Origin of the sequence: Streptomyces sp. NPDC001508, assembly GCF_040298665.1 — a bacterium.
Classification (GTDB): Bacteria; Actinomycetota; Actinomycetes; order Streptomycetales; family Streptomycetaceae; genus Streptomyces.
In genome coordinates, this window is the sequence record NZ_JBEPAP010000007.1 from 175,550 (window position 1) to 190,623 (window position 15,074).

Below are 15,074 nucleotides of genomic sequence, written 5' to 3' on the forward strand. Positions count from 1 at the left end.
GCGCGACAATGGCGGCATGGAGATGCCGAGGAACGAAAGGTCGCCCGAGAACCCCCAGATCCTGGTCGTGGGCCAGGACGGCATGGCGCTCGGCGGCGGAGGAGACGACGACTCCCGCGAGATCCCGGTGACGGAGCAGGTGGAACAGCCCGCCAAGGTCATGCGGATCGGAAGCATGATCAAGCAGCTCTTGGAGGAGGTGCGCGCCGCTCCGCTGGACGAGGCGAGCCGCGCCCGGCTCAAGGAGATCCACCGCAGCTCGGTGAAGGAGCTGGAGGACGGTCTCGCCCCGGAGCTGGTCGAGGAGCTGGAGCGGCTCTCCCTGCCCTTCACCGATGGCGCGACGCCCAGCGACGCGGAGTTGCGCATCGCGCAGGCCCAGCTGGTGGGCTGGCTCGAGGGTCTCTTCCACGGGATCCAGACGACGCTGTTCGCCCAGCAGATGGCCGCCCGCGCCCAGCTGGAGCAGATGCGCCGTGCGCTGCCGCCGGGCGTGGGTCACGAGGGCGACGAAAAGCACCCGGGTGGCCGCGCGGGCGGGCCGTACCTGTAGATCACCTGACCACGAAGGGCCCGGCGGTGTGCCGCCGGGCCCTCGACGTCATGCCACGCGGATCAGCCGGTGGCCGGGTTGCCCGTGGAGACCTTGAGCTGGATCGTGGGCATGTCCTTCGGGTCGACGTCCGTGTCGGCGGCGGGGAACTGGTCCATGATCGTGCCGTCGCCGTAGGTGTTCTCGTCGACGTCGACCACCTTCATCTCCCAGCCCGCGGCCTGGAAGCATGCCTTGACCGACTTGATGTACTTGAACCTGAAGCTGGGCACGCGGATCTTGTCCGGGTCGTCGTACGACTCCTGCGGCTCCGTGCACTCGGACGTCTCGATCGTCTTCGAGGGGTCCGGGCCGCGGTAGCCCTCCGCGTGGGACGCCGAGGCCGATGCGCTGGCGCCGCCCTTGGCGTCGTCGTCGTTCGTGCCGCCGTTGTTCAGGGTGAGCGCCACGACCAGCGCGACGACCGCGACGAGGGACACCACGATCGAGCCGATGATCACCGGCCTGTTCCCCTTGCCGCCGCCCGGGCCCGGCGACTGCGTCGAGGACGAGGGCGTCAGGTTGTACGGCGGCGGGGTCGACGGGGCCTGCTGGGCGTACCCGGCCGGGGCCGGCGTCTGGTAGCCGCCCTGCTGCGGGTAGCCGTACGCCGGGGAGGGCGTCGGCGTGCCGTACGGGTTCGGGCCCTGGGCCGACTGGTACGGCGTCTGCACGGGGCCGGTGGGCGCCGGGGTGGCCTGGTCGACCGGCGGGAACACCGCGGAGCCGACGCCCGCGCCGCTCTGCGCCGGGGCGCCGGGGACGATGCTCGGCGGGGCCGCCTGGAAGGACGCGGCGACACGCAGGCACTCGTCGCGCATCGACTCGGCGGTCGGGAAACGCTCGTTCGGGTTCTTCTTCAGCGCGCGGGAGACCAGCGCGTCCACCGCGGGCGGCAGCGCGCGGTTGATCGCGGAGGGTATCGGCGGCTCCTCCTGCACATGCGCGTACGCGATCGCCAGCGGCGAGTCCGCGTCGAACGGAAGCCGCCCGGTGACCAGTTGGAACAGCATGATGCCGACCGAGTACAGGTCCGAGCGGGCGTCCACGCCCCGGCCCAGCGCCTGCTCGGGCGAGAGGTACTGCGGGGTGCCGACCACCATGCCGGTCTGTGTCATGGATGTGACACCGGACTGCATGGCGCGGGCGATGCCGAAGTCCATCACCTTGACGACGCCGCGCTTGGTCATCATCACGTTGCCCGGCTTGATGTCGCGGTGGACCAGCCCCATCTCGTGGCTGATCTCCAGGGCCGCCAGCACATCCGCGGTGATCTTCAGCGCCTTGTCGGCGGGCATCGCGCCCTGCTGCCGGATGTCCTCCTCCAGCACCGAGCCCAGCGGGCGCCCCTCGATGAACTCCATGACGATGTACGGCATGGTCATGGAGTCCAGATCGTCCTCGCCGGTGTCGAAGACCGAGACGATGTTGGTGTGCGTGAGTTTCGCCACGGCCTGCGCCTCGCGGCGGAAGCGCTCGCGGAACGCCTGCTCCCGGCCCAGCTCGGTGTGCAGTGTCTTGATCGCGACCTGGCGGTCCAGCACGGCGTCGTACGCCAGGTGCACCGAGGCCATGCCGCCCTCGCCGAGCAAGTCGCGTAGCTGGTAGCGGCCGCCCGCGAGAGCCCTCCCCGCGTACCGGCCCTGTGCGCCGTCCTGGCTCATGTTTCCGCGTCCCCCAGTAGGCCGTCAGGCGCCCCGTTGATCGAATGTGCTCTTTCCGGCCAAGTCTGCCCCAGGGCACTGACACGTCAAGCTCGGTGCCCGTTCCGTGACCGTACGCGAAAGAAGCGTCGCGGAAGCGTTACAGCCACTGGCCGACCGGTGCACAGAATTTGCACGCCGGCGCGGGTAGCGGGTTTCATGGCCGGTCCGTCTCGGACCGGTCGCCGTACCGGTACCGGACCGGAGGCTTGCGCGGAGGCTGTAGCGTGGCCGACGGAGACCGTGACAACACCGCGCGCACCGCGGGCAGAAACGACGGCGAGGACCGATGGCACAGACGCACAGCGCCCAGGGCCCGTCCGACCCCGAGGCGACTGGCGGCGGCATGTCAGACACGCCGGAGATGTGGGGCAACGGAGGGCTCGTCGGCGATGGCCGGTACCGGCTGACCCACAGACTCGGCCGGGGCGGCATGGCCGAGGTCTTCGCCGCCGAGGATGTGCGTCTCGGGCGCACCGTCGCGGTCAAGCTGCTCCGTTCCGACCTGGCCGAGGACCCGGTCTCCAAGGCCCGCTTCACGCGCGAGGCCCAGTCGGTGGCCGGCCTCAACCACCACGCCATCGTCGCCGTGTACGACTCCGGCGAGGACGTCGTGGGCGGCCAGTCCGTGCCGTACATCGTCATGGAGCTGGTCGAGGGCCGCACCATCCGCGATCTGCTGATCAACGCGGAGGCGCCCGGCCCCGAGCAGGCGCTGATCATCGTCTCCGGGGTCCTGGAGGCGCTGGCCTACTCGCACCAGCACGGCATCGTGCACCGCGACATCAAGCCGGCCAACGTCATCATCACCGACAACGGCGCCGTCAAGGTGATGGACTTCGGCATCGCCCGCGCCCTGCACGGCGCGTCGACGACGATGACGCAGACCGGCATGGTCATGGGCACCCCGCAGTACCTGTCGCCGGAACAGGCGCTGGGCAAGGCGGTCGACCACCGCTCCGACCTGTACGCGACCGGCTGCCTGCTGTACGAACTCCTCGCGCTGCGGCCCCCGTTCGTCGGCGAGACCCCGCTCTCCGTGGTCTACCAGCACGTCCAGGACATCCCGACGCCCCCGTCCGAGGTGTCCGACGCCTCGCCGCCGGAGCTGGACGGCCTGGTGATGCGTTCGCTGGCCAAGGACCCGGACGACCGCTTCCAGACGGCCGAGGAGATGCGCGGCCTGGTGCAGTACGGCCTGCAGATGCTGTACGAGCAGGGCAGCCACACGGGCACCTGGAACACCGGCCCGGTGGAGCTGCACGAGGGCCGGCACACCCCGGCGGGCGGCTTCGCGGGCACGACGGCCATGCAGCACCCCGGCGAGTACGGCGCCGGCACCACGCAGATCCCGCAGCCGATCCTGCCCTCCGGGTACGGAGGCGACGACGGCGGCTTCGAGGGGCACGGCAACAAGGGCAGCGGCCGGGGCAAGCTGTGGATCCTGGCCGTGCTCGCGGTGATCGCGATCGCCGCGGGCGTGGCGCTGGCGCTGAACAACTCCGGCAGCGGTGGCGGTGGTTCGGACACCACCGAGTCGCCGACCACCTCGCAGACCACCAAGCACGAGACGGCCGACGAGAGCCCGACCGACAAGGCGACCGACACGGCGACCGACACGGCCACCGGCGACTCCTCGGACTCGGGTGACAACTCGGACTACGTTCCGCCGCCCCAGCCCTCGTTCACCCCGTCCGCGACCGAGACCAGGGAACAGAGCCCGTCGCCCTCGAACCCGCAGACCAGCCAGGAGCCGTCGGATCCGGGGATCTCGTCGCAGCCGGAGCCGTCCAGCACGCCGTCCGACCCGGGCGGCACGGACCAGGGCAGCACGGGCGACACGGGCGAGGGCCTTTGAAGGACGCCGTCCGAAGCGGCCTTCCCGCGCGCGTGAGAGCGAAACGACGCCCCACGCGCGCGTGACGTTCCCTGCGCGCACGGCGTGTGCGGTGTCCGTGACGTCCGCAGCGTCCGCGCCCGGGTGACCTCGCATGCCGGTCATTCCGGCCATTCTGGTCGCGCTGGTTATTCCATGAAGGCGTCGCACACCGCGTCGTACTCCCGCGTCCACCACACCGCGAGCGCCGAGGCGGCCGGGAACTGGGGGTCCGCACGGGTGTCGCCGCGCTCGTAGTGCCAGCGCAGCATCCAGAAGTCGTTGAGCCGCTCCCACCACACGCGGTGCACGGCGGCGGCGAGCTGCGAGGGAGTGGCCCTGGCCGCGCGCCGGTACGCGCGCGCGTAGGCCCGCACCTTCGGCAGGTCGAGGGCGCCCGCCGGCCGGACGAAGAAGATCGCCGCGGCGCGGACGGCCTCCTCGGCGCGGGGCTGTACGCCGAGCCGGTCCCAGTCGACGATCGCGGCGGGCGCGTCTCCCTTGTAGAGCACGTTGAACGGGTGGAAGTCGCCGTGCACCCAGCCCACCGAGCCGCCGCGCGGGGGACGCCGGTCGGCGTGCTGTTCGAGGAGAGCGCGCCGCTCCAGCAGGCGGCGTCTGGCCAGTGCGTCGAAGGCGTCGTACGGGCGGTGTCGGCGCACATGGGTGAGCAGGTCGTCGATGAGCGCGAAGGTGTCGGCGGGGTCGGCGCTCTCCACCGGATGGGGGCTCGTGGCGGGGCGGGTGCCCGCCTTGGGCGGCATCACCCGCTCCAGGCAGGCGTGCACGGCCCCGAGCAGCGCCCCGAGCCGGCCGCACTGGCCCGGTGTGAGCTGGCCGCCGTGCCGGTGTCCGCCGTCGACCCAGGGGTGCAGGGCGTAGGCGTGGCCGCCGACGACGGCGACCGTACGGCCGTCGCGGTGGGCCAGCGGCGGGGCCACCGGCACGCCGAGGTCGGCCAGGCGCTGGGTGGCCTTGTGCCGGCGTTCGATCGCGGCCGGGTCGGCGGTGTCGGGGTCGAAATGGTGCTTGAGGAAGTAGCGGCCGCGGGTGGTGCGCAGGCGGTAGCCGCCGTTGAGGAGACCCTGGTCGACGGGCTCGCAGGTGACGGCGGAACCGGCGGCGTACAGGCGCAGCAGGGCGCCCAGCGGGGGCACGTGGGGCATGAGACGTGGTGCAGGAGGTGGTACACAAGAGCGCGGCACGCGCCAGATGCTAGGGCACGGAAAAGGCCAGTGAGCTGGGACTTGTCACAGACAGTCGCTTTCGATCACGGCAAGTGGCCGAAGCGACGGACTGCGGCCGCAGCGGCTTGTTGCCGCGGATCGCCTACAGGGCGTACCCGGAGGCAGGGCACGCCTCCACGCCGCCACCGTCCGGCCTCGCCGGCGGGCTCGATGGCGTCCTCGACCGAAAGTGGTTCGTGCGCCCCGCGGTGGACGGCCCTCGTGATCGTCCAGGAGGAATACGCTGATTTCCCCGGCTTCGCGCACGGGGCCGGTGTCACACACGGAGTCTTCCCGTGGCCTGGTCGGCCGGGATAACGTGCCGTTGCTCCGGCCTCCTGCAAGGCTGTGACCAGCGACCTTCCAGTCCGCGCCGATTTACTTGGAAATCCAAGCAAAAACGCAGGTCAGGAGGGGTTTCACAGAAATGTGGTGCACTGGGTAACGTGACCTTGCGGGGCGCTCGCCGGGGCACCTGTCCCGCCAGTTCCCGGCCGAGCGGCACCCACCCCGTGCCCGGTGGTCTGGAATCGGTGAGCCGCACTGGTTACCCGGCAACCCCGGGAGCCGGACCGACGGAGGAGCACACGTGACCGTGGACAGCAGTGCCGCGCGCAAGCCGCGACGCAGCACCGCAGGCAAGGCCGGCACCACCGGCACCACCCGCAACACGAGCACCGGCGCGACGAGGGGCACCGAACCGGAGCTGGTTCAGTTGCTCACCCCGGAGGGCAAGCGCGTCAGGATCGCGAAGAACGCGAAGAACGCGCAACACGCCCAGTACGCCCAGTACGTGGCCGACATCACCCCCGAAGAGCTGCGCGGGCTGTACCGCGACATGGTGCTCACCCGCCGCTTCGACGCCGAGGCCACCGCCCTGCAGCGCCAGGGCGAACTGGGTCTGTGGGCATCGCTGCTGGGCCAGGAGGCCGCCCAGATCGGCTCCGGCCGGGCCACCCGGCCGGACGACTACGTCTTCCCGACCTACCGCGAACACGGCGTCGCCTGGTGCCGCGGCGTCGACCCGACGAACCTGCTCGGCATGTTCCGCGGCGTCAACCACGGCGGCTGGGACCCCAACAGCAACAACTTCCACCTCTACACGATCGTCATCGGCTCCCAGACCCTGCACGCCACCGGCTACGCGATGGGCATCGCCAAGGACGGCGCGGACAGCGCGGTGATCGCCTACTTCGGCGACGGCGCCTCCAGCCAGGGCGACGTGGCCGAGTCGTTCACCTTCTCCGCGGTCTACAACGCCCCGGTCGTGTTCTTCTGCCAGAACAACCAGTGGGCGATCTCCGAGCCGACCGAGAAGCAGACCCGCGTCCCGCTCTACCAGCGCGCGCAGGGCTACGGCTTCCCGGGCGTCCGGGTCGACGGCAACGACGTACTGGCCTGCCTCGCCGTCACCCGCTGGGCGCTGGACCGCGCCCGCAACGGCGAGGGCCCGACACTGGTCGAGGCGTACACCTACCGGATGGGCGCCCACACCACCTCCGACGACCCCACCCGCTACCGGCACGACGACGAACGCGCCGCCTGGGAGGCGAAGGACCCGATCCTGCGCCTTCGCCGCTATCTGGAGGCCTCAAACCACGCGGACGAGGGATTCTTCGCGGAACTTGAGACGGAGAGCGAAGCGTTGGGCAAACGAGTGCGCGAAGTGGTCCGTGCCATGCCGGACCCGGACACCTTCGCCGTCTTCGAGAACGTGTACGCGGACGGGCATGCGCTCGTCGACGAGGAGCGAGCCCAGTTCGCCGCCTACCAGGCGTCGTTCGCGGACGCAGAGGGGGTCTGATCATGGCAGCGGAGACCATGGCCACCAAGAACATGCCTCTGGCCAAGGCGATCAACGAGTCGCTGCGCCGCGCCCTGGAGGCGGACCCCAAGGTCCTCGTCATGGGTGAGGACGTCGGCAAGCTCGGCGGCGTCTTCCGGGTCACCGACGGCCTGCAGAAGGACTTCGGCGAGAGCCGCGTCATCGACACCCCGCTCGCCGAGTCGGGCATCGTCGGCACGGCGATCGGCCTGGCCCTGCGCGGCTACCGCCCGGTGGTGGAGATCCAGTTCGACGGCTTCGTCTTTCCGGCGTACGACCAGATCGTCACCCAGCTCGCGAAGATGCACGCGCGCTCGCTGGGCACGGTCAAGCTCCCCGTCGTCGTCCGCATCCCCTACGGCGGCGGCATCGGCGCGGTCGAGCACCACTCCGAATCCCCCGAGGCCCTGTTCGCGCACGTGGCGGGGCTGAAGGTCGTCTCCCCGTCCAACGCCTCGGACGCCTACTGGATGATGCAGCAGGCCATCCAGAGCGACGACCCGGTGATCTACTTCGAGCCCAAGCGGCGCTACTGGGACAAGGCCGAGGTCAACACCGAGGCGATCCCGGACCCGCTGCACAAGGCGCGCGTGGTGCGCGCGGGCACCGATCTGACCCTCGCCGCGTACGGCCCGATGGTGAAGCTCTGTCAGGAAGTCGCCACCGCCGCGGCCGAGGAGGGCAGGTCCCTGGAAGTCCTCGATCTGCGCTCGGTGTCCCCGCTGGACTTCGACTCGATCCAGGCGTCGGTCGAGAGAACCCGCCGCCTGGTCGTGGTCCACGAGGCGCCGGTGTTCTTCGGCTCGGGCGCGGAGATCGCCGCCCGGATCACGGAGCGCTGCTTCTACCACCTGGAGGCCCCGGTCCTGCGGGTGGGCGGCTACCACGCCCCGTATCCGCCGGCGCGCCTGGAGGAGGAGTACCTGCCGGACCTGGACCGGGTGCTCGACGCCGTCGACCGTGCCCTGGCGTACTGAGGAGAAGGTCGTGACGACGATGACGGACGCGTCCCTACGCGAGTTCAAGATGCCCGACGTGGGCGAGGGGCTCACCGAGGCCGAGATCCTCAAGTGGTACGTCCAGCCGGGCGACACGGTGAGCGACGGCCAGGTGGTGTGCGAGGTCGAGACCGCCAAGGCGGCCGTGGAACTCCCCATCCCCTATGACGGCGTGGTCCGTGAACTGCACTTCCCCGAGGGCACCACGGTCGACGTGGGCACCGCGATCATCGCGGTGGACGTGGCGGGCGGTGCCTCCGTGCCCGCTCCCGCCGCACCGCGGGAGTCCGAGCGGCCCCAGGCGCCAGAGGCGGAGCCGAAGACACCGGCCCGCCAGCCGGTGCTCGTCGGGTACGGCGTCGCGACGTCCGCGACCAGACGCCGCCCGCGCAGGGCCGCCGAGGCCGCCGCCCCCGAGGCCGCCCAGGCGGTTCAGGCGGTTCAGACCGAGCTGAACGGCCGTGGCGGTGTGCCCGCGGCGCCGCGGCCGCTGGCCAAGCCCCCGGTGCGCAAGCTGGCGAAGGACCTCGGCGTCGACCTGGCGATGGTCACCCCGTCGGGCCCGGACGGCGTCATCACCCGCGAGGACGTGCACGCGGCGGTCACCACCACGGTGCCCGGGCCCGAGACCGCGGCCCCGCTCCCGGCCCCCGCCGCCCCGGCTCCGGTGGTCACCTACGACGGCGCGCGCGAGACCCGCGTCCCGGTCAAGGGCGTACGCAAGGCGACCGCGCAGGCCATGGTCGGCTCGGCGTTCACGGCACCGCATGTCACGGAGTTCGTGACGGTCGATGTGACGCGGACGATGAAGCTGGTGGAGGAGCTGAAGCAGGACAAGGAGATGCAGGGGCTGCGGGTCTCGCCGCTGCTGCTGATCGCCAAGGCCCTGCTGGTCGCCGTCAGGCGCCACCCGGGCATCAACGCCTCGTGGGACGAGGCGGCCCAGGAGATCGTCCTCAAGCACTATGTGAACCTGGGCATCGCGGCGGCGACCCCGCGCGGCCTGATCGTCCCGAACATCAAGGACGCGCACCTCAAGACGCTTCCGCAACTGGCGCAGGAGCTGAGCGACCTGGTGTCGACGGCGCGCGAGGGACGGACCAGCCCGGCGGCGATGCAGGGCGGGACGGTGACGATCACCAACGTCGGTGTCTTCGGCGTCGACACCGGCACGCCGATCCTCAACCCCGGCGAGTCCGCGATCCTCGCGGTCGGCGCGATCAGGCTCCAACCGTGGGTCCACAAGGGCAAGGTGAAGCCGCGGCAGGTCACCACCCTGGCGCTGAGCTTCGACCACCGCCTGGTGGACGGCGAGTTGGGCTCCAAGGTGCTCGCCGATGTGGCGGCCGTCCTGGAACAGCCGAAGCGCCTGATCACCTGGGCGTGACACCACAGCACCCGACCGGTTCCGGACGAAAGGGGGCCCGCCGCTGGGTGCGGCGAGCCCCCTTCCGTCTCACGCTGCGGCGTCAGCCCAGCTTCGCGAAGCCGTAGTTGAGGAGCTTGGTGGCGTCCTTGGCGCGCTGGGTGGCGTCCGTGGAGGCGAGGACGGTGCCGATGACCGTCTTGCCGTTCCGGGTGGCCGCGAAGACCAGGCAGTACTTGGCCTCCGGACCCGATCCGGTCTTCACACCGATCGCGCCGCTGTAGCTGCTGAGCAGCGTGTTCGTGTTGGTCCACGGCTGCATCGTGCGGGTGCTGCCGGTCTTGGTGATCGTCTTCGCCGTGTACTTCTTGGTCTTGACGACCGAGCGGAACGTGGAACTCTTCATCGCGCTGCTGGCGAGCTTCGTCAGATCGCGCGGCGTCGAGTAGTTGGAGCCGTTGCCGATGCCGTCGAACGAATCGAAGTGCGTGTTCGTCAGACCGAGGTTCTTGGCGGTCGAGTTCATCTTGCCGATGAACGACTTCACGCGCGCGGCCCGCGTCGAGCCCGTACCGAACTTGTCGGCGAGCGCGTAGGCGGCGTCGCAGCCGGACGGCAGCATGAGGCCGTACAGCAGCTGACGCACGGTGACCTTGTCGCCGACGATCAGGCGGGCCGAGGAGGCGTTCTTCGACACGATGTAATCGCTGTACGCCTTCTGGATGGTGACCTTGGCGTTCAGGTTGAGGTTCGACTGGGCGAGCACGACCTTGGCGGTCATTATCTTCGTGGTGGAACCCGTCGAACGCCGGGTGTTCGCCGCCTTGGCGTACAGCGACTTGGCGTTCGCGTTGTTCATGACATAGCCGCCCTTGGCCGTGATCGACGGCGTGGTCACGGCCTGTGCGGGCGCCGCGGTGAGGGCTCCGGTGGCGAGCACGGCGCCGGACGTGACGATGACGGCGACGGCTCTGCGCATGTGGATGCCCTTGGTGCCGTTTATCAAGTTAGGTACCCCGATTGTGTGAATGCGCCTGATGTGCGGCCGGGTTGAGGTGGCACGGGAGTGGGGCCGCACGTGTGTGACACGTGAGTAGCACAGAAGGTTGTGCCCTCCCGTCGGGGACATCCGGATTTCCCTGTGGGGTTCATGTTCGGTGGGTCCAGGGCGAGTCGGCTCGCCGTGGGCGGTCCGCATTGTGGACGGCCCGTGTGATGCGTACGTGATGTATCTATGCTGTGCGCATGCCTTCAGCGCCGCCCGCACCGTCCGCTCCCGTGAAGCAGCCCCCCGCCGCCGACCGCGTCTACGCCCACATCAAGCAGGGCGTCCTGGACCGCCGCTACGAGGGCGGCACACTTCTGACCGAGGGTGAACTGGCCGAGGCCGTCGGCGTCTCCCGCACACCGGTGCGCGAGGCGCTGCTGCGGCTCGAAGTGGAAGGGCTGATCAAGCTCTACCCGAAGAAGGGCGCCCTGGTGCTGCCCGTCTCCGCGCAGGAGATCGCCGACGTCGTGGAGACCCGGCTGCTGGTGGAGGAGCACGCGGCGCGCAAGGCCGTGCCCGCGCCGCCCGGACTGGTCGAGCGGCTGACGGAACTCCTCGCGCGGCAGAAGGAGCAGGCGGCGGTCGGCGACCTGGCCGCCGCCGCGGTCACCGACCGCTGCTTCCACGCCGAGATCGTGCGCAGCGGCGGCAACGAGATCCTCTCCCGCCTCTACGACCAGCTCCGCGACCGCCAGCTGCGGATGGGCGTCGCGGTCCTGCACTCCCACCCGGACCGGATCGCCAAGACCCTCGCCGAGCACGGGGAGATCCTCGACGCGCTGCGCACCGGTGACGCGGAGGCGGCCGTCGGCATCGTGCACCGGCATGTGAGCTGGTTCTCCCACCTCGCACGGGGTGAGGTGCGGTGAGCAACGCCACCCTCCCCGGTGATCCGCCGGGCGGCCGTCGTGCGGTCGCCATCTGGTGCATAGGCGTCGCGGTCTACTTCGTCGCCGTGATCTTCCGCACGTCCCTGGGCGTCGCCGGCCTGGACGCGGTCGACCGCTTCCATATGAACGCCTCCGCCCTGTCGACGTTCTCCATCCTCCAACTCCTCGTCTACGCGGGCATGCAGATACCCGTCGGCCTGCTCGTCGACCGGCTCGGCACCAAGAAGATGCTGGGCCTCGGCGCGGTGCTGTTCACGGCGGGCCAACTGGGCTTCGCCTTCTCCCCGTCGTACGGCACGGCGCTCGCCTCGCGCGCCCTGCTCGGCTGCGGCGACGCGATGACGTTCATCAGCGTGCTGCGGCTTGGCACCCGCTGGTTCCCGGCGCGCCGCGGCCCGCTGGTCGCCCAGCTCGCCGGCCTGGCCGGGATGGCCGGCAACCTGGTCTCCACGCTGGTCCTCGCCCGGCTGCTGCACGGCATCGGCTGGACCCCGGCGTTCGCCGGCAGCGCCCTGGCCGGTGTGGTGGTGCTCGTGCTTCTGCTGCTCTTCCTGAAGGACCACCCGGAGGGCCATGAGCCGCAGCCGTTCCCGCATCGGGGCTCGGCCTATGTGCGCAGGCAGATCGTCGCGGCCTGGCGGGAGCCGGGGACCCGCCTCGGCCTGTGGGTGCACTTCACCACCCAGTTCCCGGCGATGGTGTTCCTGCTGCTGTGGGGCCTGCCCTTCCTGGTCGAGGCCCAGGGCCTCAGCCGCGCCACGGCCGGCGAACTGCTGACCCTCGTCGTGCTGTCCAACATGGTGGTCGGCCTGGTCTACGGCCAGATCGTCGCCCGGCACCACGCGGCCCGGCTGCCGCTGGCCCTCGGCACCGTCGGTGCGACCGCCCTGGTCTGGGCGGCGACCCTCGTCTACCCGGGCGAACGGGCGCCGATGTGGCTGCTGCTGGTGCTGTGCACGGTGCTGGGCGCGTGCGGACCCGCCTCGATGCTCGGCTTCGACTTCGCCCGGCCCGCCAACCCGCCGGAGCGGCAGGGCACGGCGTCCGGCATCACCAACATGGGCGGCTTCGTCGCCTCGATGACCACCCTGTTCGCCATCGGGGTCCTGCTGGACGCCACCGACGACGACTACACCGTCGCCTTCTCGGTGGTGTTCGTCCTCCAGGCGTTCGGCCTCAGCCAGATACTGCGGTTGCGCAGGCGGGCGGCCCGCCGGGAACGCGAACGGCTGGTCGCCAGCCGAGTGGAAACGGTACACGTCCCGGCCTGACCCGGCCCGAAGTGAACGAGCGGGCCGGGGCAGGGGCGATTGAGCGGACGTGGGCGCGGGCGTTTTGGCGGACCCGTGAAAAGGGGGTCGGCGGGGCGGCGGTGCGATCGGGGTGGGGCGGGCCGGTGGTCGGGTGCGGGACCGTCGTGGCTGGTTGCGCGGTTCCCTGCGGCGCTTTCGGGGGCGTCGGCCGTTCCTCGGCTGACGCGCCGTTGTGGCTGGTTGCGCAGTTCCCCGCGCCCCTTTCGGGGCATCGGCCGTTCCTCGGTAGGCGCGTTGGCGTGGCTGGTCGCGTCGTTCCCTGCGCCCCTTTGGGGGCGCCCGGTAGTGCGTGGTGCGACGGGGGGTCAGGAGGTGGGGACGAGGGTGAGGTAGGCGATGCCCAGGAGGTTGCGGTAGCCCATCCACTGGGTCCGGTGCCGGTCGAGACGGTCACGGGTCTCGGCCGCCAGCGGATGGTCGGGGTGCCGGGCGAGCCACACCTCGGTGTCCGCCTGGTAGCCCGACTCGAACTCCTCCCATTCGTCGGCGTTCGCGGTCTCGGTCCACTCCGGCCGGAACCCGGCCGCCACCGCGAGGTCGAGGAGGCCCGCCAGGCTGTGGTACTCGTCGGCGGAGGCGTCGGGCCAGATGCCGGACAGCTCCGCGGGCGTCGGGGTCCGCTCCCAGAAGCCCTCACCGAACAGCACCCGGCCGTCGTCCGCGACCAGCCGCCGCAGCTCGCGCAGGGCCTTTGCCGTGTGCGCGGGCGCTTCGGCCGTGCTCAGCGCCTGGCCGGCGCCCAGACACAGCACCAGGTCGGCGGGCCCGCGCCGGGTGCCCACGCCCGACTCCTCGGCGAACTCCACCCGGTCCGCGAGCCCCCGTGCCTCGGCATTGCGCCGCCCGCGGGCCAGGTCCTCGCCGTTCAGATCGATCCCGGTGCCGCGGGCCCCGGGTACGGCGGTCAGGACACGGAGCAGCAACTCGCCCCAGCCGCAGCCGATGTCGAGCACGGTGGCGGGCCTCGTACCGGCGAGCCGCGCCACCATCTTGGCGGCGCGCGCCTCGGAGAGCGGGCCGTGGAAGGTGAGCCGGGTCAGCCGGGGCGGACGGTCGTCGGTCTTGGCGGCATCGTCGGCGTGCTGGGTGGTGTCGGTCATCCGCGCACGTTAGTTCGCCGAGGCGCCGCCGCACACCGATTATCGGGGCGACCGGCGCCCGCGGGAGGTGGCCGGCGCCCGCGGGAGGCGACCGGCTGACGCGGCCCGCCGGCTACGGCGTCACCGCGAAGTGACGCAGGATCGCCGTCGTCAGCTCGGGGTCCCCCTCCGTCTTCACCCGGTCCGCGACCGCCTCCGGGGCGACCCGGCCGCAGGCCAGACGGACGTAGGTCTCCCAGTCCAGGGTGAGGGTGGCCGCGGGACCGAGGGCGGGGGCGGTCTCCAGGGTGCCGCGGCCCTGGATATCGACGCGGATGGTGCGCAGGAACTCCACGGGCCCGTGCACGTCGAAGACGATCGCCGAACTGCGCGGGGCGCCCGCGTCCTTGGCCACGATCTTCGGCAGGGCGGTGAGCAGGACGTCCCGGACGACCTGGGCACCCGGCGAGTCGAGGTTGCCGGGTTGGCCCAGGGCGGCGCGCAGATCCTGCTCATGCACCCACACGTCGAACGCCCGGTTGCGCATGGCCTCTTCGAGCGTGATCTCCGTGCTGAGCGGGCCGCGTACCTTGGTGCCCGGCTCACGGGACTCGTTGCGCAGCTGGCGGTTGCGGCGGATGATCGTGTACTCCAGCTCGGCGGTCATCTCCGGCGCCGTGTGGTGCCGGCGCACGTCGACCTGCATCTCCATGTAGCGCTGGTGTTCATTGGTGACGTGGAAGAGGTCGCGGGGCAGCGTGTGGATGGGCCGTGGGTCGCCGAGCATCTCGCAGTCCAGGCCGATCACATGCGACACGACGTCACGGACGGACCAGCCGGGGCAGGGGGTCCGCCGGTTCCACTCACCCTCGACAAGCGGCTGCACCAGCTCGGATATCGCTTCGATGGAGTGGGTCCAGGCGTCGGCGTAGGGCTGGAGGGTGGGATGCAGACTCACGGAACGGGACCCCTCGGCGGTCGGTACACGGGCGGTTGGTGGCGGCGTTGCCAGTGGGAGGTGGCTGTCGGCGGGTGTCTCGGAACTCCCCCAAGCTATCGGCTTCGCTCGAACAGGGGGGACCCCCAAGTTACGCTGCTGTGAGGCACCCCGGCAGTGCTTTCGTGTGACGATCGTAGGCCCGTATGGACGGCTCGATT

12 protein-coding genes are annotated in these 15,074 nt (G+C 70.9%); 7 read left to right on the top strand and 5 right to left on the bottom strand.

Features of this window, described 5'->3' with window-relative positions; genetic code table 11:
- Positions 1-16 precede the first annotated feature (16 nt).
- Positions 17-553 (top strand): bacterial proteasome activator family protein, encoded by a 537-nt coding sequence (locus ABT245_RS09945; RefSeq protein WP_351731263.1) that lies wholly within the window; start codon positions 17-19, stop codon positions 551-553.
- Between the two features lie 62 nt (positions 554-615).
- Here the strand turns inward: ABT245_RS09945 and ABT245_RS09950 are convergent, their stop codons facing one another.
- Positions 616-2,256, bottom strand: coding sequence for a Stk1 family PASTA domain-containing Ser/Thr kinase (locus ABT245_RS09950; protein WP_351731109.1), 1,641 nt, complete (start codon positions 2,254-2,256; stop codon positions 616-618).
- Between the two features lie 328 nt (positions 2,257-2,584).
- Here ABT245_RS09950 and ABT245_RS09955 point away from each other — a divergent pair, with 328 nt between their 5' ends.
- The gene (locus ABT245_RS09955) at positions 2,585-4,153 is read left to right on the top strand and encodes a protein kinase domain-containing protein (RefSeq protein WP_351731112.1); all 1,569 of its coding nucleotides are present in this window, start codon (positions 2,585-2,587) and stop codon (positions 4,151-4,153) included.
- A 167-nt stretch (positions 4,154-4,320) separates the two neighbouring features.
- Here the strand turns inward: ABT245_RS09955 and ABT245_RS09960 are convergent, their stop codons facing one another.
- Positions 4,321-5,337, bottom strand: a complete 1,017-nt coding sequence (locus ABT245_RS09960) for a phosphotransferase (protein WP_351731115.1) — start codon at positions 5,335-5,337, stop codon at positions 4,321-4,323.
- Between the two features lie 649 nt (positions 5,338-5,986).
- Here ABT245_RS09960 and pdhA point away from each other — a divergent pair.
- Genes pdhA through ABT245_RS09975 form a run of 3 tightly spaced genes read left to right on the top strand, consistent with a single transcriptional unit; the run spans position 5,987 to position 9,607 of the window.
- Entirely contained in the window at positions 5,987-7,201 is a 1,215-nt protein-coding gene (gene pdhA / locus ABT245_RS09965) for a pyruvate dehydrogenase (acetyl-transferring) E1 component subunit alpha (RefSeq protein ID WP_351731119.1), read from the top strand.
- A gap of 17 nt (positions 7,202-7,218) precedes the next feature.
- Positions 7,219-8,199: an alpha-ketoacid dehydrogenase subunit beta gene (locus ABT245_RS09970; RefSeq protein WP_351731266.1), complete on the top strand. Its 981-nt coding sequence runs from the start codon at positions 7,219-7,221 to the stop codon at positions 8,197-8,199.
- 10 nt (positions 8,200-8,209) lie between these two features.
- A complete protein-coding gene (locus ABT245_RS09975; protein WP_351731122.1) occupies positions 8,210-9,607 on the top strand; it encodes a dihydrolipoamide acetyltransferase family protein in 1,398 nt (465 codons plus the stop codon).
- A gap of 82 nt (positions 9,608-9,689) precedes the next feature.
- Here the strand turns inward: ABT245_RS09975 and ABT245_RS09980 are convergent, their stop codons facing one another.
- A complete protein-coding gene (locus tag ABT245_RS09980; RefSeq protein ID WP_502982099.1) occupies positions 9,690-10,565 on the bottom strand; it encodes a D-alanyl-D-alanine carboxypeptidase family protein in 876 nt (291 codons plus the stop codon).
- A 266-nt stretch (positions 10,566-10,831) separates the two neighbouring features.
- Between ABT245_RS09980 and ABT245_RS09985 the strand changes: the two genes are divergently transcribed.
- Both ABT245_RS09985 and ABT245_RS09990 read left to right on the top strand, forming a co-directional pair.
- On the top strand, positions 10,832-11,503 hold the full coding sequence (locus tag ABT245_RS09985; protein WP_351731128.1) for a GntR family transcriptional regulator: 672 nt from the start codon (positions 10,832-10,834) through the stop codon (positions 11,501-11,503).
- Positions 11,500-12,795: an MFS transporter gene (locus ABT245_RS09990; protein ID WP_351731131.1), complete on the top strand. Its 1,296-nt coding sequence runs from the start codon at positions 11,500-11,502 to the stop codon at positions 12,793-12,795. The genes ABT245_RS09985 and ABT245_RS09990 overlap by 4 nt, the downstream gene beginning before the upstream one ends.
- Positions 12,796-13,142: 347 nt before the next feature.
- Here the strand turns inward: ABT245_RS09990 and ABT245_RS09995 are convergent, their stop codons facing one another.
- Complete coding sequence (locus ABT245_RS09995) at positions 13,143-13,937, bottom strand: SAM-dependent methyltransferase (protein ID WP_351731134.1); 795 nt, start codon at positions 13,935-13,937, stop codon at positions 13,143-13,145.
- Positions 13,938-14,049: 112 nt separating this feature from the next.
- Entirely contained in the window at positions 14,050-14,874 is an 825-nt protein-coding gene (locus ABT245_RS10000) for a maleylpyruvate isomerase family mycothiol-dependent enzyme (protein ID WP_351731137.1), read from the bottom strand.
- Positions 14,875-15,074 lie beyond the last annotated feature (200 nt).